General features: G+C 59.3%; 24 protein-coding genes, 1 tRNA gene and 1 pseudogene. 9 read left to right on the top strand and 17 right to left on the bottom strand.

Annotation, left to right across the window (positions count from 1 at the left end; genetic code table 11):
* Positions 1 to 33: 33 nt before the first annotated feature.
* The 5 genes and pseudogenes from RO009_23315 to RO009_23295 all read right to left on the bottom strand — a co-directional run bounded on the left by RO009_23315 (position 34) and on the right by RO009_23295 (position 2,878).
* Positions 34 to 525 (bottom strand): c-type cytochrome, encoded by a 492-nt coding sequence (locus tag RO009_23315; protein ID MDT3687961.1) that lies wholly within the window; start codon positions 523 to 525, stop codon positions 34 to 36.
* Positions 526 to 705: 180 nt separating this feature from the next.
* A pseudogene (locus RO009_23310) lies at positions 706 to 828 on the bottom strand (DUF1127 domain-containing protein).
* 137 nt (positions 829 to 965) lie between these two features.
* Entirely contained in the window at positions 966 to 1,706 is a 741-nt protein-coding gene (locus tag RO009_23305) for an MBL fold metallo-hydrolase (GenBank protein MDT3687960.1), read from the bottom strand.
* A 127-nt stretch (positions 1,707 to 1,833) separates the two neighbouring features.
* On the bottom strand, positions 1,834 to 2,454 hold the full coding sequence (locus RO009_23300) for a helix-turn-helix domain-containing protein (GenBank protein MDT3687959.1): 621 nt from the start codon (positions 2,452 to 2,454) through the stop codon (positions 1,834 to 1,836).
* 1 nt (position 2,455) lies between these two features.
* Positions 2,456 to 2,878: an ester cyclase gene (locus RO009_23295; protein MDT3687958.1), complete on the bottom strand. Its 423-nt coding sequence runs from the start codon at positions 2,876 to 2,878 to the stop codon at positions 2,456 to 2,458.
* Between the two features lie 194 nt (positions 2,879 to 3,072).
* On the opposite strand from RO009_23295, the gene RO009_23290 reads away from it, so the two are divergent.
* Entirely contained in the window at positions 3,073 to 3,675 is a 603-nt protein-coding gene (locus RO009_23290) for a helix-turn-helix domain-containing protein (protein ID MDT3687957.1), read from the top strand.
* 204 nt (positions 3,676 to 3,879) lie between these two features.
* Positions 3,880 to 4,311 (top strand): Spy/CpxP family protein refolding chaperone, encoded by a 432-nt coding sequence (locus tag RO009_23285; protein MDT3687956.1) that lies wholly within the window; start codon positions 3,880 to 3,882, stop codon positions 4,309 to 4,311.
* Between the two features lie 57 nt (positions 4,312 to 4,368).
* Here the strand turns inward: RO009_23285 and RO009_23280 are convergent, their stop codons facing one another.
* Together RO009_23280 and RO009_23275 are read right to left on the bottom strand one after the other, a co-directional pair.
* Positions 4,369 to 6,384: a TRAP transporter fused permease subunit gene (locus RO009_23280; protein ID MDT3687955.1), complete on the bottom strand. Its 2,016-nt coding sequence runs from the start codon at positions 6,382 to 6,384 to the stop codon at positions 4,369 to 4,371.
* A gap of 186 nt (positions 6,385 to 6,570) precedes the next feature.
* Entirely contained in the window at positions 6,571 to 7,617 is a 1,047-nt protein-coding gene (locus RO009_23275; protein MDT3687954.1) for a TAXI family TRAP transporter solute-binding subunit, read from the bottom strand.
* 253 nt (positions 7,618 to 7,870) lie between these two features.
* On the opposite strand from RO009_23275, the gene RO009_23270 reads away from it, so the two are divergent.
* From RO009_23270 to RO009_23260, 3 genes are all read left to right on the top strand, one after another.
* Positions 7,871 to 8,389: a Spy/CpxP family protein refolding chaperone gene (locus RO009_23270; GenBank protein MDT3687953.1), complete on the top strand. Its 519-nt coding sequence runs from the start codon at positions 7,871 to 7,873 to the stop codon at positions 8,387 to 8,389.
* A gap of 163 nt (positions 8,390 to 8,552) precedes the next feature.
* Complete coding sequence (locus tag RO009_23265) at positions 8,553 to 8,762, top strand: hypothetical protein (GenBank protein ID MDT3687952.1); 210 nt, start codon at positions 8,553 to 8,555, stop codon at positions 8,760 to 8,762.
* A gap of 91 nt (positions 8,763 to 8,853) precedes the next feature.
* A tRNA-Lys gene (locus tag RO009_23260) sits at positions 8,854 to 8,929 on the top strand.
* A gap of 130 nt (positions 8,930 to 9,059) precedes the next feature.
* Here the strand turns inward: RO009_23260 and RO009_23255 are convergent.
* The 8 genes from RO009_23255 to RO009_23220 all read right to left on the bottom strand — a co-directional run bounded on the left by RO009_23255 (position 9,060) and on the right by RO009_23220 (position 14,754).
* Positions 9,060 to 9,398 carry a hypothetical protein gene (locus RO009_23255; protein ID MDT3687951.1) on the bottom strand — a complete coding sequence of 113 codons (339 nt, stop codon included), beginning with the start codon at positions 9,396 to 9,398 and terminating at the stop codon, positions 9,060 to 9,062.
* Between the two features lie 539 nt (positions 9,399 to 9,937).
* A complete protein-coding gene (locus RO009_23250) occupies positions 9,938 to 10,135 on the bottom strand; it encodes a metallophosphoesterase (protein ID MDT3687950.1) in 198 nt (65 codons plus the stop codon).
* Entirely contained in the window at positions 10,132 to 11,124 is a 993-nt protein-coding gene (locus RO009_23245; protein MDT3687949.1) for a metallophosphoesterase, read from the bottom strand. The genes RO009_23250 and RO009_23245 overlap by 4 nt, the downstream gene beginning before the upstream one ends.
* 21 nt (positions 11,125 to 11,145) lie before the next feature.
* Positions 11,146 to 11,556 carry a hypothetical protein gene (locus tag RO009_23240; GenBank protein MDT3687948.1) on the bottom strand — a complete coding sequence of 137 codons (411 nt, stop codon included), beginning with the start codon at positions 11,554 to 11,556 and terminating at the stop codon, positions 11,146 to 11,148.
* A gap of 172 nt (positions 11,557 to 11,728) precedes the next feature.
* Positions 11,729 to 12,016, bottom strand: a complete 288-nt coding sequence (locus tag RO009_23235) for a hypothetical protein (GenBank protein MDT3687947.1) — start codon at positions 12,014 to 12,016, stop codon at positions 11,729 to 11,731.
* A complete protein-coding gene (locus RO009_23230; protein ID MDT3687946.1) occupies positions 12,016 to 12,993 on the bottom strand; it encodes a hypothetical protein in 978 nt (325 codons plus the stop codon). Before RO009_23230 ends, RO009_23235 begins: the two co-directional genes overlap by 1 nt.
* A gap of 567 nt (positions 12,994 to 13,560) precedes the next feature.
* Positions 13,561 to 13,884 carry a hypothetical protein gene (locus RO009_23225; protein ID MDT3687945.1) on the bottom strand — a complete coding sequence of 108 codons (324 nt, stop codon included), beginning with the start codon at positions 13,882 to 13,884 and terminating at the stop codon, positions 13,561 to 13,563.
* A 315-nt stretch (positions 13,885 to 14,199) separates the two neighbouring features.
* Entirely contained in the window at positions 14,200 to 14,754 is a 555-nt protein-coding gene (locus RO009_23220; GenBank protein ID MDT3687944.1) for a hypothetical protein, read from the bottom strand.
* Between the two features lie 324 nt (positions 14,755 to 15,078).
* On the opposite strand from RO009_23220, the gene RO009_23215 reads away from it, so the two are divergent.
* Both RO009_23215 and RO009_23210 read left to right on the top strand, forming a co-directional pair.
* Complete coding sequence (locus RO009_23215; GenBank protein ID MDT3687943.1) at positions 15,079 to 15,264, top strand: hypothetical protein; 186 nt, start codon at positions 15,079 to 15,081, stop codon at positions 15,262 to 15,264.
* Complete coding sequence (locus RO009_23210) at positions 15,261 to 15,584, top strand: hypothetical protein (GenBank protein MDT3687942.1); 324 nt, start codon at positions 15,261 to 15,263, stop codon at positions 15,582 to 15,584. The genes RO009_23215 and RO009_23210 overlap by 4 nt, the downstream gene beginning before the upstream one ends.
* Positions 15,585 to 16,013: 429 nt before the next feature.
* Here RO009_23210 and RO009_23205 read toward each other — a convergent pair whose 3' ends face one another.
* Positions 16,014 to 18,098 carry a hypothetical protein gene (locus RO009_23205; protein ID MDT3687941.1) on the bottom strand — a complete coding sequence of 695 codons (2,085 nt, stop codon included), beginning with the start codon at positions 18,096 to 18,098 and terminating at the stop codon, positions 16,014 to 16,016.
* A gap of 71 nt (positions 18,099 to 18,169) precedes the next feature.
* Between RO009_23205 and RO009_23200 the strand changes: the two genes are divergently transcribed.
* On the top strand, positions 18,170 to 18,364 hold the full coding sequence (locus RO009_23200) for a hypothetical protein (GenBank protein ID MDT3687940.1): 195 nt from the start codon (positions 18,170 to 18,172) through the stop codon (positions 18,362 to 18,364).
* A gap of 421 nt (positions 18,365 to 18,785) precedes the next feature.
* Entirely contained in the window at positions 18,786 to 19,031 is a 246-nt protein-coding gene (locus RO009_23195) for a hypothetical protein (protein MDT3687939.1), read from the top strand.
* A 1,807-nt stretch (positions 19,032 to 20,838) separates the two neighbouring features.
* Here RO009_23195 and RO009_23190 read toward each other — a convergent pair.
* Positions 20,839 to 22,479: a hypothetical protein gene (locus RO009_23190; protein ID MDT3687938.1), complete on the bottom strand. Its 1,641-nt coding sequence runs from the start codon at positions 22,477 to 22,479 to the stop codon at positions 20,839 to 20,841.
* Positions 22,480 to 23,205 lie beyond the last annotated feature (726 nt).

The following is a 23,205-nucleotide window of genomic DNA, read 5'->3' as shown; positions in this document are numbered from 1 at the left end:
GCCTTTGCGCGAATGCGTTTGGAACAGCCGCGCCTAGTTCGATGAGGGTCCGCCTGTGGTTGCAGCGGCCGGCGGCACGATCTTCAGCACGAATGACGTCGAGGCCTCGTGCGGGCCGAACGGGCCGGGCACCTTGTTTTTGACCGGGGGCAGGCTCTTCAGGAACGCGGCTATGGCGTAGGCGTCCTCTCGTGTCAGCTTGGCAAAGGCGTGCCAGGGCATGACCGGCGCAAGAATACGCCCGTCGGGCCGCTGGCCCCCTGTGATGGCAGCGACGATTTCATCGGGCGACCAGGCGCCAAGACCCGTGTCCTGATCCGGCGTCAGGTTCGGCCCGTGAAAGACGCCGAGACCGGGGATTTCAAATCCGACTTCCGAGCCGCCCAGGAAGCGCGTCTTGTCTGGCTTGCCAAAAAAATACCCCGGGGTGTGACAATCGTTGCAGCCGCCGAGCGTTACAAGATATTCGCCGCGCTTGACCTGTGCGGTCTGCGCCTGGCTGACATCGGAAAATCCGGCGAGCATGGACCCGGCGATCGCGAGCAGCGCAAAAATCCGCACTGCAGCCTGCGGCAAAAGGTTGTCCGCCCGGCGTCTTGCCGCGCGCAGATGCGCGACGCTGCGGTTGAGATGATCCCGAGGATCGCGCGTCGGGTCACCTTTCGCTGATGCGATGGAATCCGCAACGAAATCGATCTCGCTCCGGTGCAGTCCGACATCCCGCAGCAGATTGTCAGGCAGGTCGGTGAGTGCGCGGCGTGTTTCGTGCGCCTTCAGAGCGCGGTGAAACAGACAGCCGACCTCGGCGGCGAGGCGGCAGCAGCGCATTGCCGCGCTGGAAAACGAGGTGGCAGTATTGTCGGTCATGGCAGGCTCCATCCGTGGCGCATCCCGATGCGCCTTGAGCGTGATTGTTTGTCCGGACGCGAGATCCGGGACTCAGTGTGGTGGATTTAGGCGCGAGGCTATGCGGCCAGACTCAGCCGGCCGCGCAGCCGCCGGTCATAGTCGTCCGCGAGCGCGTGCAATGCCGCCGCTCCATCACCGGTAAAGGACGGCCCGTGCATGAGCGCGAGCGTGCGTGGAGAATATTTGGCGAGCCCGCGGATGGCCGCACCCATCCCGGGTGCGAGTGCGGAATACTGGAACAGCTCCTCCGCCGTGATGGCCGGGCCGACGATGTCGCCCTGGGTTAGAGCCGGGCCATCGCCAAGCTGAGTGAAAAGATCGCCGCACAGGAGAGTGCCCGTCGATTCCTCGTACATCACACCGGCGTCCCAGCCGTGCGGCGTGTGCGGCGTGTCGATGTATCGTACGCGCTTGCCGCCGCCGAGATCGATCACCTCGCCGTCCTGCAGGACGCGCGGCGCGCGATCCGCCATGTCATTGAGAGAGACCAGGCAGCCGGTCTGGCCATGCGCGACCTCCGCATTCGGGGCGACGGCGAGCCATTCGTTCATGGCGCCGCATTCATCGGCCTCGTAATGACCGAAGGCGATCCAGCGCAACTTTTCCGGCGCAATGATGCGGCTCAGGGCGTCGCGGTTGAGCGGAAACATCTTGCGCAGGCCGGTGTGAAACATCAGCGGCTCATCGCCCAGGACGAGAAACTGGTTGAAGGTGAAACCGGCGGGCGGGGCGATGTCCAGCACGTAGGTCGAGAGACGGTAGATGCCGTCGGCGATTTCGGAAATCTTGGTGTCCATGGCGGTCTCCAGGGGGCTGAATGCATGTCCAATTTCATTGCACTGGTATGTGTATTCAATTTTCGGGCCTCTGTCAACATCGATACACAAGTATGTGCATCGAAAGTTTATACCCATTCTGGCGGCGTCAGTCGGGGGCTTCCGGCTTTCTCGCTGCCTCCACCAACGCCCGAATGGCCCAACGCTTCACTTTTCGCGCGTCGGCATCGTCGAGTTGCAAGACATCCTTGGTGACGATCATGGCTTCCGGTCCCATGATCAGCGCCAGTGCCTTCGTCAGCATTTCCATTGCCCCACGCCTGAATTGATCGCGCGTCGGCTCGAGCGCTGCTTCGATAAGCGGCGTGCGTCGATTTTGTCGGCGGGGCGGCTTGCCGGCTTCGTCAGATTGCAGATCCTGTTGAATGGCGTGCGCGAGCATGGTCCGCAGCAGAGGCTCGTTCGCCAGAATCACGTCATGGACGGCAGTTTCGATGCGCTGCACCCGCATGACGGGGTCGCGCGAAGCATCACCGCTGAAGAATTCTCCAGGCTCGGGCATGGTGACATCCACCGCAGCTTCCACCAGGAGCGCCTCGACGCTCGGGAAGTAGCGATATGCCGTCGCACGCGAAACCAGCGCCTCTTCCGCGACCTCCTCCAAGGTGGGTGTGCGGCCTTGCTTCATGAGCCGCGATGCCGCCTGGAGAAGGTCTTTCCGGGTGCGCGATCGCTGGTTCGGGCGACCGTTTCGTTCTAGCGTTGTCACGTCAGTCCTGCGGCAATTGTCGAACGATGGATGCGAGATCGAGCCATACGTTCTCGCGCTTGATGTCGCCGCTGTCTGCGAATTCCACGACGTGAAGCAGCCGGAATTCGAGGGGGCGATTGCGACCATCCAATCCGAAGGGCTTGCCAGGCGCTTTCCCCGTCCAGATTGACTCGTCAACCATGAAGTTGTGGCCGTAAAGGCGTTTCACGCATCGGACCTTGCTCTCGGAGAGATCGTGGAACGTGGCCTCGTAGAATTTGCGTGCACCCTCACGCCCATGCGAGGGGCCGAAGGGCCAGCCCACAATGTCGTGTTCAACGTCCTCTGTGAGGGTTGCCAGTACGCCTTCAATGTCGTCGCGCGCCTCGAAACTGAAATGCTCGTCCATCTTCTTGTCCATCTGCTGCGGGGTCAGCGCCATCACACAGGCTCCTTCAAGTTGGGTAAGACAGATATCCTTTAATGAGACAATCGTCTCATGTCAACACTGTCGTCTAACCATGCTGAGGCGGGCCGCCGGTCGCGGGTGAGGCGCCGGGCCATCTGCCGACATCTGGACAGGAGGCATTTTTAAGAGTACATAGCTGTGTAATGAAAGTTGGAGAATCGGTCAATATGACTGCACGTGTACGTGCTTTAAAATTAAAGCCTCGGACCTACACCCTGAAGAAACGAGCCGAGAGCCAGGCACAAACGCGCCAGCGTATCGCGGATGCGGCGCTGGAACTGCACAGCAGCGTTGGTCCCGCAGCCACGACCTTCAGCATGATTGCCGAGCGGGCCGGCGTTCAGCGGCATACGCTCTATGCGCACTTTCCCCATGAACGGGATATCTTTCTTGCCTGTTCAGGGCTGGCGATGGAACGTGATGCGTTGCCTGGTGCCGAGCCCTGGCGGGCAATTGCGGACCGACGTGAAAGGCTGCGCACAGGACTCACTGCGATCTACGCATGGTATGGGCGCAACGCGCAGCTCGCGGCCTGTGTACTGCGCGATGCCGAGTTCCATTCACTGACGAGAGAAACCACCGAAGCGACCATGGGGCCATTCATGGCCGCGTATCACGACGTGCTGGGCGCGACACTGACTGCGAAGCAGCGCGTGATGCTTGGTCTGGCGCTCAGCTTCTACACATGGCGCGCGCTGGTGCGCGACGGAGGTCTTACTCAGGCCGAGGCGGTCGAAGGCATGGTGCAGACCATCGAAGGCGCCGATTAACCCTGATTTGTGCAGCGCCAATTTCAGCAGCGGCGCGGGCCCCGGAATCGCCAAGATTTGGCCGCCTCGACGCCAAGTAAACCGTGGATTTTGTAAGATTAATTGATCCCTACGCGGTGAACCAAACACGATTCCGGTTGTAGCGATTGCCTTTATCCAGTATTTCGCATTGCAGCAATTCCCCAAACCTATTGGAGAGACTGCATGTGGAAGGCAGCCTTCGCGGGTGCGGTGGCCCTCGTGATCACGGCGTCGACTGGCGCGTTCGCGGAGACGCCCGCCATTCAGGCCAATTATCGCGTCGCATCGCAGGCGTCCGGTGAGCTGGAATCCGGCATTGCCCGGTTCAAGTCGGCGCTGCGTCTGACCCCGGATCAGGAAAAGCACTGGCCGCGCGTCGCGTCGGCATTGCGCGAAATCGCCCGCAATTCCGATCAGCCCGACAACGACCAGCGCGGAATGCTGCGCCGGATCGGCAGCCGCGCCACCGAGATGGTGCTGTCGGCAGCCGCCATGAAGCGCCTGATAAGCGCTGCGCAGCCGTTGATGAAAACGCTCGATGTCGAACAGAAGAGCAAGGCGATCCAGCTTGCCCGCGCCATGGGATTCGGCAGCGTAGCAGCCCGGTTTGAATGACGCGTCTGCGTCGGGGGAGAAGGGGAAGGGCCGCTCGTTTGAGCGGCCCTTTTATTTTCAGTATTCGCGCTTTGCCTCCTGCAGAAGCTCCGACAGTTTCTCATCATCCTTGACCGCCGCGCCAGTGTCGTCGGTCAGTGCGGCCGGTGGAGAGACGATCCGGTGGCGCCAGATTCCGGCGACGAGCCCGACGAAGACCAGCGGGCTGATCGACAGGGCGATGGTGTCGTTCGGATGGAAGAGAACGACGCCGGCGAGGGCGGTCAGCAGCAACCGCAATCCGATATCCAGCGCCGCTTTTGTGGTGTAGCGGCCAAACATTGCAAAGGCGACGCCGCAGGTGCCGATCAAAACCGAAATGGTGTTGAGAACCTGAGTCCAGCCCGGCGTCACCACCATCTCCGAGCGGGTGAAGATGGCGAATGTCATCAAGGTGATCGGCAGGCAAAGTTTGAGCGCTTCCCACATGGTGCGCATGAAGGAGGCCTCTGCGATGCGTGCGGAGATGGCCGCGGTGAGGGACGTTGGTGGCGAGAGTTCTCCCCACACCGAGAGCAGGAATACGAAGAAATGGGCCACCCACGGGTTCACGCCGAGGCTGGTCAGCGGCTGCACGATCACCACGGCGCCGATAATATAGGTCGCCGTCGGCGGCAGACCGGCGCCGACCAGCCAGCCGAAGATATACGCCATGAAGATCATGGCCAGGATATTCCACGCCCCGAGGTCGAGTAGCATCCCGCCCATGCGGTTGATGAAGCCGGTGACGGTGAACAGGCCGATCATGATTCCGAGGGTCGCCAGGAGCAGCGTCAGGTAGGACGTCATGTCGGCGTGCGTCTCGAGGCACAGGCGGATGTTGCCAATCAGCGATTGCGGCACGACATCGGGATCTTTCAGCACGTACTTGAAATAAAGAAAGGCGATCAGCAGCAGCACAAACATCAGGCCTGCAGTGTAGATCGCCGCCAGCAATTCACCGGTGCCGAGATAGCCGAGGTGATAGATGAGAAACAGGACCGAAAAGAAGAAGATCGAGGTTTTGGTGCGGTCGTAGAGAGGAACGCTGGGCGCTGCGACGGTGTCACGCGGCAGAAGCCGCACGCAGATCAGATAGACGGCAAGCGCCAGCGACACATAATAGACGATGGCGAGCGAGAATCCGCGCACGACCACGTCCCAATAAGGCACGCCGAGAAATTCCGACATCAGAAAGGCGCCGATCCCCATCATCGGCGGCATGATCAGCCCGCCCATTGAGGCCGCCGATTCCACGGCGCCGGCAAAAGCAGCCGGCACACCGTAGCGTTTCATCAGCGGAATGGTGATGGTGCCGACGACGACGGCGTTCGCCGATCCGCTGCCGCTGATCATGCCGATCGACAGTGAACCAAGGACGGCGGTTTGCGGCACCATCTGACGTGAGCGGCCGGCGAGACGCCGCATCACATTGATCATCGCGCTCTGTGCGCCAAAGCCTTGCGCGGCCGCTGCCAGCAGAAGAAAGGCCGCAATCAGCGTCAGCGCGATCTGGCCATAGATGCCGTAGATGCCGGTCGATAATTCGACGGTGCTGGATGTGACGATGCGGTAGAAGGATGTGCCGGGATGCCAAAAAAAGTCGATTGGACTGAGGTAGCCCCACAGCGTGTAAAAAACCAGGAACAGGTTGATCCAGAACAGGACCGGGTGGGCGAGGCGGGACAGTTCCATCACCAGCAGAAAGATCAGCAGCCCGACGAGGTAGTCCTGCGTTGTGTAGGAGCCCTGCCGGTAGATCGCGATCTCTTCGTATTCCCACCAGAAATGCCAAAAGGCGTAAGCGCAGATTGCGAGATAAAGGAAAACGATAAGATCGTTCACCCGCGGCGGCAGCCACGGATAGAGATATTTGTCGCGGTACATGAACAGGATTTGCAGGGCCAATGCGATCGACATGACCCGGGAGACGAGTTCCTGCGGTCCGCCATATCCCGTGTAGAAATACCAGGATAGCCAGACGAACTGAATTATCGCAAAGATAAGGATCAGATTTCCCAGGTTGAATTGCTTCTTGATCTGATCGCTTGTCATTGGCCTTCCCCCGAAGTCCTCTCAGCTGACATTATTGATTATTCATTTTTGTTGTCCGCCAGTCTCGCGCCGGCACGACGACTGAGTGGCCAAGGCTCTTGCGAGCCGTGTAGCCAGCAGGCATGTGGGGCGAAACGCCTGCTTTTGCTGCAAGCGTCCGCCCCAACATGTCATATGAGTGGTGCGTCAGCTTTTTGTGCTGGCAATTTTCCACTTGTCATCCCAGGCCTTGTGTTCCTTCAGGAACTTGGCAAGTCCGGGATGGACCGGGATTTCCGGATTGGCCTTGATGCCGTTGACTTGCATGCCGACGAAATCCTTCGCCATCGGCGCAAAGCCGGCATCGGCTTTTGCGAGCGCGTCGCGGTTTTTATAGAAGGCGTTGAGCAGCTTGTAGACAACGTCCTCAGGCATGTCGGGCCGCATGTTGTAGGCGAACAGGATCGGCACGCCCTGGATTTCCTTGACGCCGACATCCTTGCTGAAGACGCTCGGGCTGACATCGCTGATCGCAAGACCGGCCGATTTCAGTTTGGTGACCTCATCCGGGCAGGGATTGACGACCTTCACGTCCATGCGGACGTCGGTTTCCTTCCAGTACGGCGCCAGCGAGCGGCCGGCTGTCGTATAGGCGACGGAGCCTGCGATTGTGCCGGCCTTCAGCGCGTCGGCCTGGGTCTTCGGGTCAATCTGCACATGCTTGAAGTCGTAGCCGAGCGCCTTGTACATGCGCTGGAAATTCAGCCAGTTCATGAAGCCGGCGGGCGTGAAGAAGGTTGGCTTTCCGCTCAGATCCTTCAGGCATTTGAATTGCGAGGCCTTGTCGGCCGGCACCGCCATGAAGGATTCCATGGGATAGGCGTACCAGGTATGAACCAGCTTGCCCTTGGCGGGCGTGTAGTTCTTGAAGCCGCCTTCTCCTCCATAGACCTGTGTCATGCCGACGTCGGCGGTGTAACCGATCTCGGCATTGCCATCCATTGCTGCCTTCATCGCTGCGGTCGTCGCCGGATAGGGGTTGACGGTGATCGTATATTCGCCGCCGAGTGCCTCCTCGGCGATCTTGGTCATCGCCGCCGCCACCTTGTAACCGTAGGAGTCGACACTTGACGTCGCCCATCGGATCGATTTGCGATCCTGAGATTGTGCAGGCTGCCATGCGGATACGGCAAATACGGCCGTAAGTACGATCGCGGAGGCGGCCAGAAGATGACCTCGTTTCACAACTACCATGTCGTTCTCCCTAAGGACTTTTTACAGCGTCACCACATCGGCCGTCTTCCGGGCCGTTGGTTCCGCGGCAAGTTTAGCCGATCCAGCCGCCCGTGCATCCTGTAAAGCGTGGCTGCAGGGTGGCAAAAAGCCGCTCATTTGACGGATTTAATATTGGAACATTACTTGGCTGTAACCTGTCCAATATTTAAGTTGCGATTGAATACTGGGAGTTCTTAGCTGCCTCCATAAGCAGTTTCCTTTGGAGGTCTTCATGTTGAAACCCTTGCTGGCCGGCGCGACGGCGATCGTGATCGCGGGTTCTTCACTAGTTTATGCGCAACAGGGTACGGCCGCGCCGGAAACGACGGGGGCGCGCGAGCAAGCCACGCGCACGCGGCTGTCAGCCGAGGACATGCAGGCCTTCACCGATGCGCGCGTTGCTGCGCTGAAAGCCGGGCTCAAGTTGACACCGGAACAGGAAAAGAACTGGCCCGCGGTCGAGACCGCCATCCGCGATCTCGCCAAGGCCCGGTTCGACCGGATGAATGCACGTCGCGAAGCGCGGCGTGACGGCGACCAGCGCGATCCGATCCAGCGTCTGCGCCAGCGCGCCGACCGGATGGCCGAAAGCGCCGCCGATCTGAAGAACCTCGCAGATGCCAGCGAGCCACTCTACAAGAGCCTGGATGACGCCCAGAAGCGCCGTCTGATGGTGCTGACTCGGCAAGCGATGCGCGGCGGCCATTGGCGTGGCGAACATGGCCCGCGCGGAGGCCACCACAGGCTCTGACATTTTGCAGCAGAGCGGCGGTCGGAGATGCCCCCCAATCCCCCGCGACCGTCCTCACGCTGGAAGCCGCCGGGTTCGCCCGGCGGCTTTTTCATGCGCAGAAGGCGGGATCATCGGGTGCGGTAGATACGTTGACCTTGGTCGCAAGACCGAGGAGCAAGATATGAGCGGAGAAGCAGGCGGCTGGATGTGGCTGCTGATCGATGTGGCGCTTGTCGCCATTCTGGCGGCGGCGCTGGCCTATGGCGTGCTGGTCTGGCGCAAGCGGCGGAGCCCGGCGGCCGACCGAATGCGCGACGAGGCCACAGATCGCCTCTACCACAAGCCCGACCCGGAAAGTCGGGAAGCGACGTTCAATCGCGGCTCCAAATAAGGGTCCTTGAGAAAAGCCCCTTTGGTTCGCTGGACAGCCTGCGCCCGCTTTGCTAAACGACCCGCGCCCCGCCGGTCCCCGGTGGCGGACCGGGCGCATAGCTCAGTTGGTAGAGCAGCTGACTCTTAATCAGTAGGTCCTAGGTTCGAGCCCTAGTGCGCCCACCAAATATCTGAAAAACCTAACGAATTTGACCTGAAAATCACCGATTTTTGGTGATCGTGAATTTGCCATTCGCGGGCGGTTCGCGGGCGGTTTTTGTCGGAAAAGTCTGGCCCGGGCCGCCCGGCCATAGGGTCAGGTACGGGCCGGCTGACGCCGAACTATATGTCCGAATCCGATCGGTCTTGGTCTCGTTGGTACCAGCCCGGCGGGTGCCGCGTTAGCGGGCTCCGGCACCACTTCAGCCGGCGCGTTCGTCGCCCATGGCGGCAGTCCGGGATCCCGGAAGATGGACGGAAAGTAGTCCACAGCGTGATAACCGGCGGACAGCGCCTCTTCCATGAAATCGATCGCAACCTCGACATTGATCTCGGACGGCATCGAACGCAGATCCGCGATCTGTCGCCGCATGTCCGCGAGACCTTCCGGTGACGACCACGCGGTCTTCTTGGCTGGATTTCCACGAACGCTCATGGTTTTAACCTCAAGTTCGGGGTGGGTAACTCGACAATGAAATTGTCGATAAATCCCCACGTCTCCTGGCTGGGATATCCCAGCGCTTCCGCACCAGCCGACGGTTGCCGATCGACAGATCCGCATGCCCATGCTCGTAGTCCACAGATCCACAGAGACGCCTTCACCTTCGCAAAAACAGCGGGCGAGGGCGGGAAGTGCGTCACGATCACATCCGCCTGGCACCCGCGCAGATATTCCACCGAGGTCTCGTGCAAACGGTGGATGTCGCGCCATTTCGCCGGGCGATCGAAATCGGGCCCGCGCATATCAATGCCTTGCCCCGGCCGAATGCGGGGCGGGATGCGCCTGCTCACCTGTCAGGATTTTTGACAGGTCCGGCTGATCGCCATCGCGCGCGATAGGCATCGATTCCCACAACGTGGCGCCGGCGAATGTACCCCGTCGATCATTACGCAATCGTTCTCAAGGAAGTGAAAATTCGTGTATTCCCGTGCGATCGCGCGCCCATTTTCGATCACGTCCTCGACCGCATGCCCTCAAAACTCGTGATTGCCGGCGACAGAAACGCAGTCGCGGTCACCGACAATCCCTAGCAATAATTCCCAGGATTTGCGCACGTCACCATCGAAGATATCGCCGGCGCACACAAGCGCATCGAAATCAGGATAGACACCTTCAGTCGGCAGCAGGCGGCGCTTCTCCATATGAAGATCGGACGCGATAAGGATTTTCATGGCGTCATCTTCGGATGCTCGTCATCAGTGCCTTCAACCGCCGGATCCGCATCCGACTCCTGCACGGCATCTTTGGTGACGCCGGACTGCGCATCCGCCATCTGCAGTTTCGTCTTATAAGGGCCCGACGTATCGTAGCCCAAAGCATCTAGCTTTGGCTTCGGCCGCGGTTGCACCTCGATCACGAGCGCCGGATTAAAATCCGGATTCTCGATCGTTGGCATGCGCGGCAGCGAGGGCCCGTAGCCCTTCGGATTCGAGAGCACACGGGTGCCACCGACCACGTAGTCCTGGCTGGCGTGGATGTGACCGTGCAGCCATAGCTCCGGCGCGCCCGGGCCCTGCATCAACTCCTCAAGGTCGCTCGCGTAGGCGGGATCCAGTGCGCGGTGCTGCGAGTAGCGCTCTGATAACGACTTCGGCGACGGCGCGTGATGCGTCACGACGACCGTCGCGCCGTCGAACGGCTTCGCAAGCTCTTGCTGGATCGCGGTCCGATGGCGCGTATGGTGCCAGGCAGCATGTTGTGCCTGAAACCTATATTTGCCCTTTACACCTGGCGTGATCGCACGTCGCTTGATGGTGCCTTTGAAATCTTCCATGCCCTCCCGGCCGTCGGCGACGATCATTGCAACTTCGCGGTTGCCGTGCAGAGAAAAACTCGACCACAAGGTCGCTCCGACAAATCGGACGCCGTCGATCACGACAGCGCTCGCATTGAGATAGTGGACGCCAGTCTCAGCCGCGGCCTGCAATCCTTTTTCGATCGCGTCCTCGTAGACGCTGCCGTAAAATTCGTGGTTGCCCGGCGCGAAGATTATCGGCTTCGCGCTCAGTGCAGGGTGCGCCGCCAGGCGGCGGATGCTTTGTGTCGGCGAGCCGTCGATGTCGCCGGCCGCAACGCAGACGTCGTAATCGGGGAACGATTCCGGCAGCGACCAGCGTGGCTGGTGCTCGAGGTGCAGGTCGCTGAAAACGAGGAGCTTCACTACGCGGACTCTTTGCACGATTCACGGACAGGCGGCGGGAAGGTCCGGTTCACATTGCTGTCCGTTCACTGCCGCAACAATGCCGAGCCATAGTTCGGATTCGACGTCATCGGTGGCGTCAAACGCGATGACACCGCGTCCGTTGCGGTCGACGACTGCGCCGTCCAGGATCCGCCAGGGCCTCTCGTAGCCTGCAATTGCGGAGCGCTCGGCATCAGGACTGCGCTTCAGCGCTTTCGTTAGACCTGCCATCAGCGGGATCAGATTAATGACTTGCATTTCGTTACCGCAAACCTTGAATCCGTCGATGAAGATGTGGTCTCCGATATACTCGAAACGATCTCCGAGCGCCTTTCTGGCCTCCGCCGTGACTGCCACGATCTCGTCAACGAGGCTCGCGTATGCAGGATGATGCTGGATGTCGACGTTCATATCTGTCGGAATCGCGCACCTTATAGCTGCGACCCGTCGTGTAAGATCAGAATCCATTCAACCCTCCATGCTTTCCGTTTTTGCCGATGGCAGCCAGCCAAAGTCCGCTACCTGATCGACCAGACCCGGGTTCCGCGGGATGGCGACATGCCGCGGCGACCACATCACAACTTCACTGCTGGGGGATCGGCACCAGCACGTGCGTTTCGGTCCAGCAGACACACTGTGCGAGTATGTGCACGTCGTCGACTGTGTAGAGATTTTCGAGCAACGTCAGCGCCTCGGACCACGGCTTAGGATCCTCGTCGATTTTAACGCCCCACGCCTTGCGCATTTCATCCGTTGCGACGACCACAGCCGCAATGATCTCGGCGCCGCCCGCCGCGGCGTAAATCGCGCGCTTCAATCGCTCGAGCAATTCGTCCGTTTCGCGGACGCGGTTATAGGCGTAGGCGTACATCAGGCGGCTCCCTTTGAGAGAGCCGGTGTCACTTGCGGTATCGAGAGTGTCATCAACTGGTGGCAAAAACGCAGTTGCTCAACGTCATCGACGTTGTAGTCGCCAATGTCGTCGATGCGGCCCTGCATGAAGAAGTCATAAACCTTGCTGCCGTCGATATCGTCGGGCTTCCCGTCGAGCCCGAAGATTTTGCAGAGCGCGTCAAACTTAATATTGCCGCGTGGACCGGCCCACATTGTCTGCGTGTCCTGAATGCGGTTGCTCTCCCATGGCCGCGCGTCGACCGGCCACCAGCGGAGTTGCTGAATAGCAGTGACGCTAGTCAGCACGCAGCGCTGCCAGATGGTCCTGACATCAAATTCGGCATGGTGAGACACAACGATCGGCGGGTGCCGCCGAATAGGTATGGCCGCCTCTGGCGGTGGCGGGTTTTCCAGCAGTCGGTCCCGGGCCTTCGCAGCTTCGAACGTGGTCGGCTGGTCCCATGTGCAGATGAACTTAATCAACAACTCGGCCTCGAGATCCTCGATGATCTCGTGGACCGGCCGCTTCCATTTAGCGATTGGTATTGACCAATCGACTTCCGTCGGCCCTTCGCCGAGCGTGATACACTGGACCGGGTCGTTGTCGACGGCCCACGCGATCGAGACGATATGACAGGTGCCGCCGTTCAGCGCCAGCCGCCGGTATTCCTCCTCCGCGGCCGCGGCCGCCTTGACCTTTCTATCGGCGAGATCGGCCTTCGCGCGTTCAGTCCGCGCCGCGATATCAGCCGCGATTTTGTCGGGATCCTTGATCGAGCGCGAGGCGACGATCTCGCCGATGTCGTCGTCGACCGCGTGCTTGGCGTCGATCTCGGCACGGACAGCAGGGTTGAGGGAGGGGATGGTTTCGATGTCTAGGTAAAGGTAACGCACTACACGATCTCCTTGCGAAATTTCGCACCGATTACCCTTGCGATCTGGCGGATCGCGCATTTGGAGCGCGACTTGAATCGGCGGTGACGCACCACCGCCTCGGTACCACCACGGGTGTATAGACGCCGCAGCAACTCGCGATCCGACGCCGTATAAGGTCGGCGGCGAACATTTCGGACACCAAGGCGGCACGCCGCAGCGCGAATTGCGTGCGGTCCGCGATTTACGTACCGGCCTACGCCGGCCGCCCCTTTTTGTGGGCAATGTCTTTCGATCAGCCGACGATGTCCGGCTGACCAGCGCTGCGTCCGCTTGACGCCAAGCACGCGCGCGCGTTCGAAAATTGCGCGCCGTGTACGCGCCGGCAGTCGCTTCGCGCACTCGGCGGCGCCACCTTGAGGATATTGGCGGCGGATAATTCGATCCTCGCGGGGAGTCCATTGGGACTCACGCTTGACACCTATGTTTTGCGCGCGCGCGCGTGGATTGCCGATTTCGTCCGACCCGGTAGATGCGGAGCGCAGGCGTCAACACCACCCGACGGGTATAGCCGTCGTATCACCTGTTCTTCGGCCGCGGCCCAAGGCTTGTGCGGCGGGCGGCAGATCATCGATGCGGGCTGCGCAGTCATTCGGGCTGCTCCCGAGAAACCTGGAGCCTGCAGGCGCGCTGGTAGATCGCAAGCTTAGAGCGGTTAGGCAGACGCGGCGTGCAGGCGTCGACGCCGCCCTGCGGATACTTCGAACAGATCAGGTTGTCTTCCTCTTGAGACCAAGCTTGCGGCGCCGGCGAATTGAAAATCCGGCGGCTGTTTGCGCGGCGTCGGATCGCATCAATCGTCCGCGGTGGCAGCTTTCTGGATTTAAGCTCAGCCGCGACGGCGGCTGCGCCGCCATCTGGATACATCGCCGCGAGTATCTTGTCTTCAGTCTTTGACCAGCGTGTAAGCACGGGACGCAACTCTCAAAAATAAAACGCCCGTGCGCGATACGAAATCAGTAGCAGCTCAGATCTCACATCCGCGCACGGGCAGTGGGAGACGGATCAGGTCAGATAGATCGAGTTGATCGTCTGACGGTAACTGTAACTTAATCTGCGACATGTACTATGTCAATCAAAGTCAAACAATAATCTTTTGAGACCCAAATGAGCAAGTTTTCTCCTCACTCATTCAGCACCCAGTCCGCTGGCGCCGTTGCATCCGTTGTCCTGTCCGTTGCTCTCAGCGCGCTGGCACAAGCGCGGCAGGACTCTGACCAGCGCGCGCTAAATGCCTGGAACGAGCTCGACGAACGCCGGCTCAACGTCCGGCTCCGCAATGCGCGCAGCCGTGCGGCCGTTGCGCGGCTGCGTCTGCGTGCGCACCTCGGGCGCTGACGTCAGGTCTTGCCACAAACCGCACCGCTGCAGCGCGCGGTACTGCTCGCGCGCGCGCGTTTCGCGCCACGCCGACGCGTCCTGACCGATGAGCGGCACGCCACTGATCGGATCGCCGCGCATATGGGCCGCGATCCGATCCTCGCCTGCGTCTGCCAGCAGGACAGCTTCTCGGTAATCCAGACCCCCGATAAATCCAGCAATTACGGGTTCAAATCCGCTCGCTGGCTGCAGGCCATTAGCTGCGCTGGCTACCGCCCAGGCGTAGATGTCTGCCGCCGCCTCGTCGCTCGCGACCTCAACGTGGTCCGCGTAGGCCGGCGGCGCGACGCTGCCGGCAAAGAGGCTGCCGAGAGCCTCAAACGGCAGGGCGGCGACTTTGCCTAATATTCTGGTCATCTCTCGCAGAGCGCGGCCGATTGCCTGAAATATAAGTCGCAACATTATCGAGGACTCCTGTCTGAAATCGATTATTTGCGTCTCAATTCAATTACAGGGCAGGCCTGCAAGTGCAAAATGATTACGGGTGCGGGAGATGTCATGTCGGGGCGCTGTCCACGCAATTCAGGGTTAACGACGCAAAGATCACATCAACGTGAATCTATTTGGAACATCCGGCTGAGTGCCATAGTCTCCAATTGGTAATTGACACTCGACAAATATGAGCTAGTTTATAGCTCACTAAAGATGTGGACAGGTGAGATGCAGCGACGGGCTCTAATTAAGGCCGTTGGCCAGGCCGCGTATGGGACAAGGTGGCAGATGCCGATGGCCAAGGACATGAAAATTGGATTGGCGACGCTGAAACGATGGGTTGTCGGAGTCGGTGTGCCAGATGATCTCGAGGATAGACTGATTGATTTGTTGCAGTTGAATATTCGGCGTCGCCAACAAGAGAATCAAAAGCTGCAAGTCCTTGCGATCGACATTTCAAAACGAAGGAAACGGATATGATCGACGATCTTGAACAGTGGGTGCAGGACAATCTCGAAGAGTGGTTGCAAGAAGAGGAACTGCTCAAGGCCGAGCTCGCGGCCCGCGCCAACGCGGAAGAGATCGTGGACGAAACGGCGGCCGATGAGCTCGATGACGACGAGCGCGCGGAGAATTTCCAGCCGCCGGTGTCTGTGCAGCGGCCGCCTGTCTATTTCGATCCGCCGCCGCCGCCTGAGCCGGATTATGTGCCCCAGCGCCCGACGGGGCCGAGGCCGACCGGGTTTGGCCGCGTGACCGGCTTCATGCCCAGGCGTGGTGGCGGTGGCTGCGGCGGCTGACGGAATGTCTCCAAATCGTCGTGACTTGTGTTGCTTTTGCGGGGATGTAACGGGGGGACAACCAAGAGAGCGCGTCACTTGTGACAGCGCACATGTGACATCGGCTGCGCGCTTCGCTCTGATCGAGCACAGGTTAAAACACGTTGCCGGCAGGTTAAGATAACCTTTGGCGGGAAGTAACGAGGAGATAGCTTCCCACCTGATCAGGCGTCAGACCTGACGCGTCTGGCTGGGTAGGCCTCCGTCGAAGGCGCCCGATTCAGAACCAATGATGGCAAGGCGTATCAGGTCCTCAATGATAGCAGGACGTCACCATCGTACTTGCTGGTCGAAGAAACAGGCCTAAGGCAGCACGGAAGCAGGCGCGCAAGCAGCGAGCGGGCCGGAAGCGCGAAGCAAGCAAAGCCCTCGCGTTGAGCCTTCCTTCCTCTAGTTGTACCAATCCTGGGGGTGAACGGATGTCACCGTGGCACCCGGGCTCACTTCAACGACAAGGGGCTTGTGCGAAGGGCATTTCGCGTCAAGGCCGCATGTGACGAATTCTGAGTAATAGGCACGGACGTTGGGCAGATCGTTTGTTTTTGCATAAACGTGATATTTCCCTGGAGGCACGATCAACGTGTAGAACTCCCCGTTATCTTCTCGTTGTCTCTTTGAATCGCAATGATTGTGCTTGGTCTCGATGTCTTCAGCGCAAACGACCATGTCCTTCGGTATGTAATCGCTTGGATAGGAGAGTTTCCCCTCGATGCGGCCGTACCCGGACAACGATTCTGGCACAGGCCGGACCGGCGCTAACATCTGTGGACATCGCCGCAGCTTCATTTGTTGCCCGTCCGCCCCCGTTATCACGATCGTGTCCGGTCCCTGCCACCTGACCCGTGTGGCGATGGGGTGGCCAATTTTGATGCTGTCAGGCTCCGCCGCGTCTGTCGCCTCTGTCGCGGTCTCCGTTAGCTTGTCGCCGTCAAGGCGCCAGGTTCCGAGCTGATAGAGCGTTTCGTACGTCCCATCGGGAAAATACTGGATGCCCGTATCGCCGGAGCAGATGCTGGAATCGTCGACGTTGACCGCCACAGGCGCCCATGTTCCCACCAGCTTCCCTTGCCGCGTTTGTTGGACAGGGTTATGGGGTGCGGTCCCGGGGCTGTTATTGTGGCTCTTAGGTCCAGGACCCCGGCTGGAGATGCCCCGGAATTCACGCCCGCTCCATCGGATTGTGGCCTGCTTTCCGCCGAGTGAGTGCATGTGGATGACGCCGTCCCCGACAGAAACCTGGGCGCCGAGCATTTCGCGCTCAAGCTTTAGCAACTTGCCGCGTCGCACATAAATCATCACCGAGCAGAGCTGCGCGCCGCAAGCGTTACTGCGCCGGCCATCGGCGCAGCTGATGCCTTCATGGCTGACAACGAGGTCGGCCTTGCCGTCGCCGGTCAGATCGCGCTCGATTGCGGCAGTCTCGTCGATCGTACCCGCCTTGCCGCCGCAAGCTTCGTCGACCTGTTGGCGAATGAGGTAGTCGGCAGCTTTCGAGCGCGCGGCGGGTGAAGAAGGAAGCCGCGCGGAGACAACGCGGAATTCACGTCCGTTCCAACGCAGAGCGATCGGTTTGCCGCCATGCGCAATCGTGTGAATGGTCGGGATTTTCCCGTCCTCGATTCTGATCCATTCGACGGCACCGAACTCCCCGGCGGCATGCAACTGCGCGCCGCGTCGAACATAGAGCTTGGCCGAGCACATCTGCGCTCCGCAGAAAATGCTGCGCCCGCCGTCCTTGCACTCAATGCCGTGATGGTGGACGATCAGGTCGGCCTTGTCGTCACCGGTCAGGTCACGCTCAATAACCGAGGCTGGCGCGATCTTTCCCGGCTTGTTTTCGCAGGCCTCCGCTATCTGCTTGCGGACGCGCGCATCTGCATCTTTGGAGTGGGCGGGGGCAGGGGCCTTCGTGACACAGCTTCGCTCAATGCATGCACGATAACGCGGATCGTCATTGCCCTTTGAATCGGCCAAACATTGCCGGATGCATCGCTGTGACTCCGTGTCCTTTTCAGACGCCGCGTTGAGAGTTGGCGCTTCCGGGCAGCGGCGGAAGGTCATGCGCGAGCCGTCCGAGAACGTCTTTACAAATTTATCAGGTCCCTCCCACGTAATTCCGCTGATATCAGGCTTGCCGATTGCAGCCGGGTCGCCACCAATTTCTTCGTAGACCTCCCTTGCCGTCTCGGTTAGCCGGTCATCGCGAAGGTGCCATGTCCCGCTCACGCCCGGTCCGGCAAAGCTACCGTCGGACGAGTAGCGCATCGCTTCGCCGCTGTCGCAGCCCGATGGAAACCTGATTTTGTCGTGGAGCCCCAACCAAAGGCCGACCAGCCGTTCCTCGGCAGACGACGCGGGTGCAACGCTGGCGAATCCGACTGAAAAGGCTGTTGCTGCAAACAGCGCCGATAGGCGACCGAGCCACCGCCGCGCGTACGAACGGTAAGCGATCGAAGGTTGTCCGCAATCCATCATCGGCGGCTCCCGGCGTCGGCTGTTTCTTTCCTCCACGGGCCACCCGCAAAACGCGCCAAGCAGGATGTCAGATGACACGTAAGATTCAAGAGGCAATATGGTACCGCGACGCAGCACAACTGCGCGACAGAGGATCCGATTATCTCAAGGGGGTGTATGTAACCGTCCATCGCATTTCGGACGGCCGTGATGGCGTGAACCGCTATGCACTCCGACACCTCGACGCCGTTCCAGGGCTTTCGAATGATCGCGTCGCTCAAGCGTGAATAGGGCTTCTCGTCCAGATCCACCCGGCCTGCGAGGTCGTCGGTTTCGACCACACGCCGGCTCGATCAGCGAGCATGGGAACGGGCCTGCGCCGCGGGCTTTGACTGATCGGGTCCGTTTCGAAGTAGCGAGCGCGACAGATCTTTTTTGGCCTACGATTTCGTTCTTCTCTTAGACCGTCTCGACTACATGGGTTACCCAGACGTAGCGTGCCGGCATATCCGTGCAACTCTTGAGCCTAACGGCACCCTGCACATTGTCGATCCGTTGCGGGCGATAGCTTGGAAGACAACCTTTCGCCGCTGGGACACGCATACCACGCGGCAAACAGATCGTGCCAGTCGTGTCGCATGAGCAGGCCGATGAGGTCACTGCGGGCCGGGGGGCCATTCTCGATGACCAGCCGACCTGGTGAGTGATATGGTCCGTGCAACGGGTTTCAACCGCATCTCGTTCGATCGCTTCGATACCGATATCTGCATCGGCCGAACCCTTGAGGATGCGCTCGAGTTCGCGATGGCGCTCGTCCCGGTTGGGGAGATCATCCGCCTTGCCGGCGACATCGGGGAAGAACGCAAGGGGCAGTTGACTGCAACATTGCGCGAAACATTTGCCGGCCACTCCCGGGCGATGGAGTCACAATGCCATCTAGCTCCCGGTTCGTAACCGCACGGCCTTGGGTTGCTGAGTCGCCTTGGCCGTATCGGTCATCAGTGCGAGATTCGGCCAGACCCTTGCCGATTCGACCCGGACCTGCGCGGGGTGGATCATTATAAAGGTGGGCATAGCGAAGCGTCGTCTGCGTTTTGCGTGTGGCCATGCAGGGGACGACCATCGGCAGCCTTATGCCGCCCAATACCAAGCAGCGAAGCGAGGGTGTGCCGGAAATCGTGGATGTGCGTGTGGCCTTCGCCTGCAGGCCCTCCCAAAAGGCCTGCATCTCGCGCGCGGGCGAGTAATGTCACAATAATCGTTGAGCAGATTACCGGGCAGGTGCCGGTACGCGTCGACAACGAGCCTGATGACTGACAACAGCCTGGCTGCACCATCAGCAACTGTTTTAAAGCTTGCCTTCGGTGTCCGGTCTACAATAATTCCGTCGCGCTCGGCGGAAGACCTGCTCAATATGCACACGATCGTAGCCGGCCGCTAAAAGCAGGTTTATGGCACGGTCAACGATCAGTACGGTTTGTGTGCCGAGCTCATCAAATCGCGAGGTGACAACGGCAACGAGGAGGGCCTTTCCGACGATAGCGGTTTCCGGCCGGCCAAGCTGGTTGTTTGCCTCCCGCCACGCCCGCGTGCGCTCACGCGTCCGCGCACGGCGCTCATCACGCGTCAACGGTAACGGACAAGGCGCCAGCAATGCTGACGCGTTAGCACCGCGCGTCCTGTAGCTTCCGGTTGTCATGGCAGTCAATGTCGTTGACCGGCCTGCAAGTCGCAACTTGCATTACGGGCTGCGACAAATGCTCGGTGAGTGATCTAGTAGATCAGCTCTCACCCCGGCAACATCAGCACCGACAACGCCCCAGGCGGCCGAATCGGATCAGCAGCATACGATTAGAATTAAGACTACTGGATAGCCGCCAGGGAGCAGGGACTGAACCCGTCAAGCAGTTGACCGGTCTGACACGGGTGGTGTCGCTGTCCATTGTTTCTACGATCGAGCCGATTTACAGGGGTTACCGGCGCATGGAGCGGGGACCAATTTCCTCCCGCCCCATGATCCACCGCCCTGGACGGCGTTGGGCACCGTCATTGAGGAGGACGATCCGCAACTGGCTTTGTCACCGGTGATACCGAAGAGCTGAGCTAGGCCATGATAGTGTTTCCGATTTCCGGTCCACGTCATCGATGAGGAAGGCTCTACAAAATGCCGGTTTATGGAGCAGACCCAATTCACTCCGGTCATGATTAAGAGGATAACATTTTTTCCTACCACCGTCGTAGCCTGAGTCCCGTCATCGATGAGATGCCCGAATAGCCGCTTTGCAGCTCTGCCGCGAAGTTCGGCTTGAAAGATGATTGTATTTTCCGGATGACACTAACGGCAATCCCGCGCAATGTCTCGCCTATCCGGTCCACGTCATCGATGAGGGAGGCTCTGCAAAATACCGGTTTATGGAGCAGACCCAATTCACTCCGGTCATGATTAAGAGGATAACATTTTTTCCTACCACCGTTGTAGACTAAGTCTCGTCGATGATGAGCCCGAATAGCTGAATAGCTGCTTTACAGCCCTGCCGCGAAGTTCGGCCTGAGAGATGATTGTATTTTTCCGGATGTACGATCAAGGCGGCCGGAAACGGGCCATAGAGAGGTCTAACGGCAAATCCTGCGCAATGTCTTGCCTGACAAATGATGACGGCTGATTGCACCGTTTCCGGCCGGATTAGACCCATGGTTGATGATGAGCGCCGACGGAGCTCGCGCGATTCTGCAAGATAACGAGTGGGAGAGGCCTATGGTCTCAGCCTTGGTCGCAGCCTGAAACTATGCGCTGCCGGATCAGCAAGACCCGGCAAAAATGTTTGTGCACCGTGCTTTTCGGGCCGCCCCCAGCCTTGACAACGGCGCTTGGCGTAATGTCGCGGCCAGCATCGGCCAAGCGCGCCATCGCGTCGAGCATCCGCTCCTCGACCTTGCCGGACCGTTTGCTATTCGTCCACTTCGCGGATTCATGCTGGCGCCTGCTCAACGGCCACCGCTGATCAATGACGTCGCTCATTGCACCGCGGTTCGGCGGCGTTTTGGTTTGATCCGGCTTCCAGTGTCGGGCAATGCCAGCGGCGACCGCTTTAACAATCGCGCGGATGCGGCCGGCTTTTTCTTGGTCAAACAATGTCTCGATATAGGCACTGAACCGCTCGACCACCCAAGCCGCCATCTTACCGCGGTCATCGACGAGCTCTGCATAAAGCGGGGCGCCAAGCGACGCCAATTCGCCCAAAGCGGCCCATGCGAGTCGACGGGTGACCACGAACACCTGATTCGATTCATGCTGCTCCACGCCGTGTTTGCGGGCGTTCCAGGCTTGCTCGAACCCGCGATCCAGCGGCGAACAATCAGCAAGTCCCCCGGCGATATCGCGCAGGCCGAGGAATTCATTTTGGTTGAAAATCCCAACAATCATGAACGGGCAGAACGGGTTCTTCACTTTCGACTTATTGTGGCGGCCGCCAGGATCACTACCCAGCGGCTCAAGCGCGCGGATCAGTCCATTCTCGCACGCCGAGAGAAGTTGCATTGCGCCAGGCCTGCAGCGGCCATCACGACGTACCTGGTCGTGATAAGGGAGCAGAAAAATCAGCTGCGGATGGACCACCTTGCCATCCTCGGTTCGTTTCGCGACGCCGAGATGTGGACGAAGAGGGATTTCACCGCGATCATACAGATCGATGAGGCTGCTATTAAGAAATGACCAGGATGGGAATGTCCGGTCGATATCAATCCTGATATAGCCGATGACTTTCTGCGACGTGGTGATGTATGCCGAGTAGAGCGCTTGCCGTTTGGTCAAAGCTTTTACTACACCCGCCTTACCTTGACCGATAAAAATTCCACGGCCAGCCGCGGGGATCAGCACCTCGAATCGGGCAAGCACGTGGGCGCCGTTGACGCGAGACCTGTCGCCGAACTCCCAAAACTTTGGAACAAAACCCAGTCCGCCAAAATCACCTCCGAGCCAAATGTAGCCCTCGTTGCGTCGGCGTCGGTCCACCTGTAGCTGCACATTGCGCGCATAGTTGGCGCTATCGATGTACGGTTGCACACGCTCAATCTCGTCTCTGATTTTCGCTGCGCCCTCTTCGTCGCCAGCGGCGAGGCGCTCTGCGTGAGAGCGCTGAAGCGATTTGCGCGAGCGCCGTCGGAGCTGGCGCTGCGCATTTGCGCGTGATTTCGCGTAGTCCGGACATTCACTCGGTAGATAATTCTTGAACAGGTCCCATATCGACGCAAAATCACGCTCGCACGCCGGCGCGCGAGAAAAATCAATGTCGTCCTGGCCCGGCGCGAACCAGATTGCATCTGCGGCCCTCGTCTTCGCAATGCAGTGGGTCTCTGCAAGCTGCTCGGTCGTTATGTCGCGCGCAAAAAAAATGTCAGTCATGCGACGAAGATTGTGCGACGCGTCGCAAGCGTCAATACCGTGCGCGTGAGCGCGATCGGTGCGTCGTCAAACTAGATCTTGTTTGACGACATCTTTGAAATTCGAGGGATAATTGTTTTGAGTTTCAAGCCAATTCACCATCGTAGGAACCAGAAATCAACGCATTTAGTGATCGCGCATTCAGAAAAAATGATTGGCGTTTTGAATAGTTCTGAACACCGTGAATAACGAGACGAAGGGCGATGGCCACAAGCTCTTGTGGGTAAGCGGTCACCACGTGAACGGGTGAGCACACAAAAAAATTTTGCAACGAGCTCAGGCGTGAGCAACAGCGACCGAGTCGCCGGTCGCGCCTTGCACACCTAAATTGCTTCGAATCTAGAAGTAATTTGTGTTTGGCCGTCCGCGAAAATGATTCGAGTTTCGAACCATTTGTTTCAAATTTCAAAGTAAGTTTATTTCGCAGTCTCCGACGAAATGATTCGAGTTTCGAAACAATTCATCCTGCCGACTGGTGAAAAGCCTTTAATGTCGCGTTTTCGATCAGGAGCAGGTCGTAAACTCGCGCTAATTTTATTGCGCCTGTTTAGGAAATGCTTCGAGACTAGAAACAATTGTTTCGAGATCTGAAGTAATTTTAGTTTCGTAGTCACCTGAAGATGATTCGAAATTCGAAGCATTTTTGCCAGGCAGACAGCTCCGATAACCAGTGACCCCGTGTGGTTT

It is taken from the genome of Pseudorhodoplanes sp., from assembly GCA_032027085.1.
Lineage (GTDB): Bacteria > Pseudomonadota > Alphaproteobacteria > Rhizobiales > Xanthobacteraceae > Pseudorhodoplanes.
Note: the sequence above shows the minus strand (reverse complement) of the source record. Positions and strands in the feature narration are given on the sequence as shown.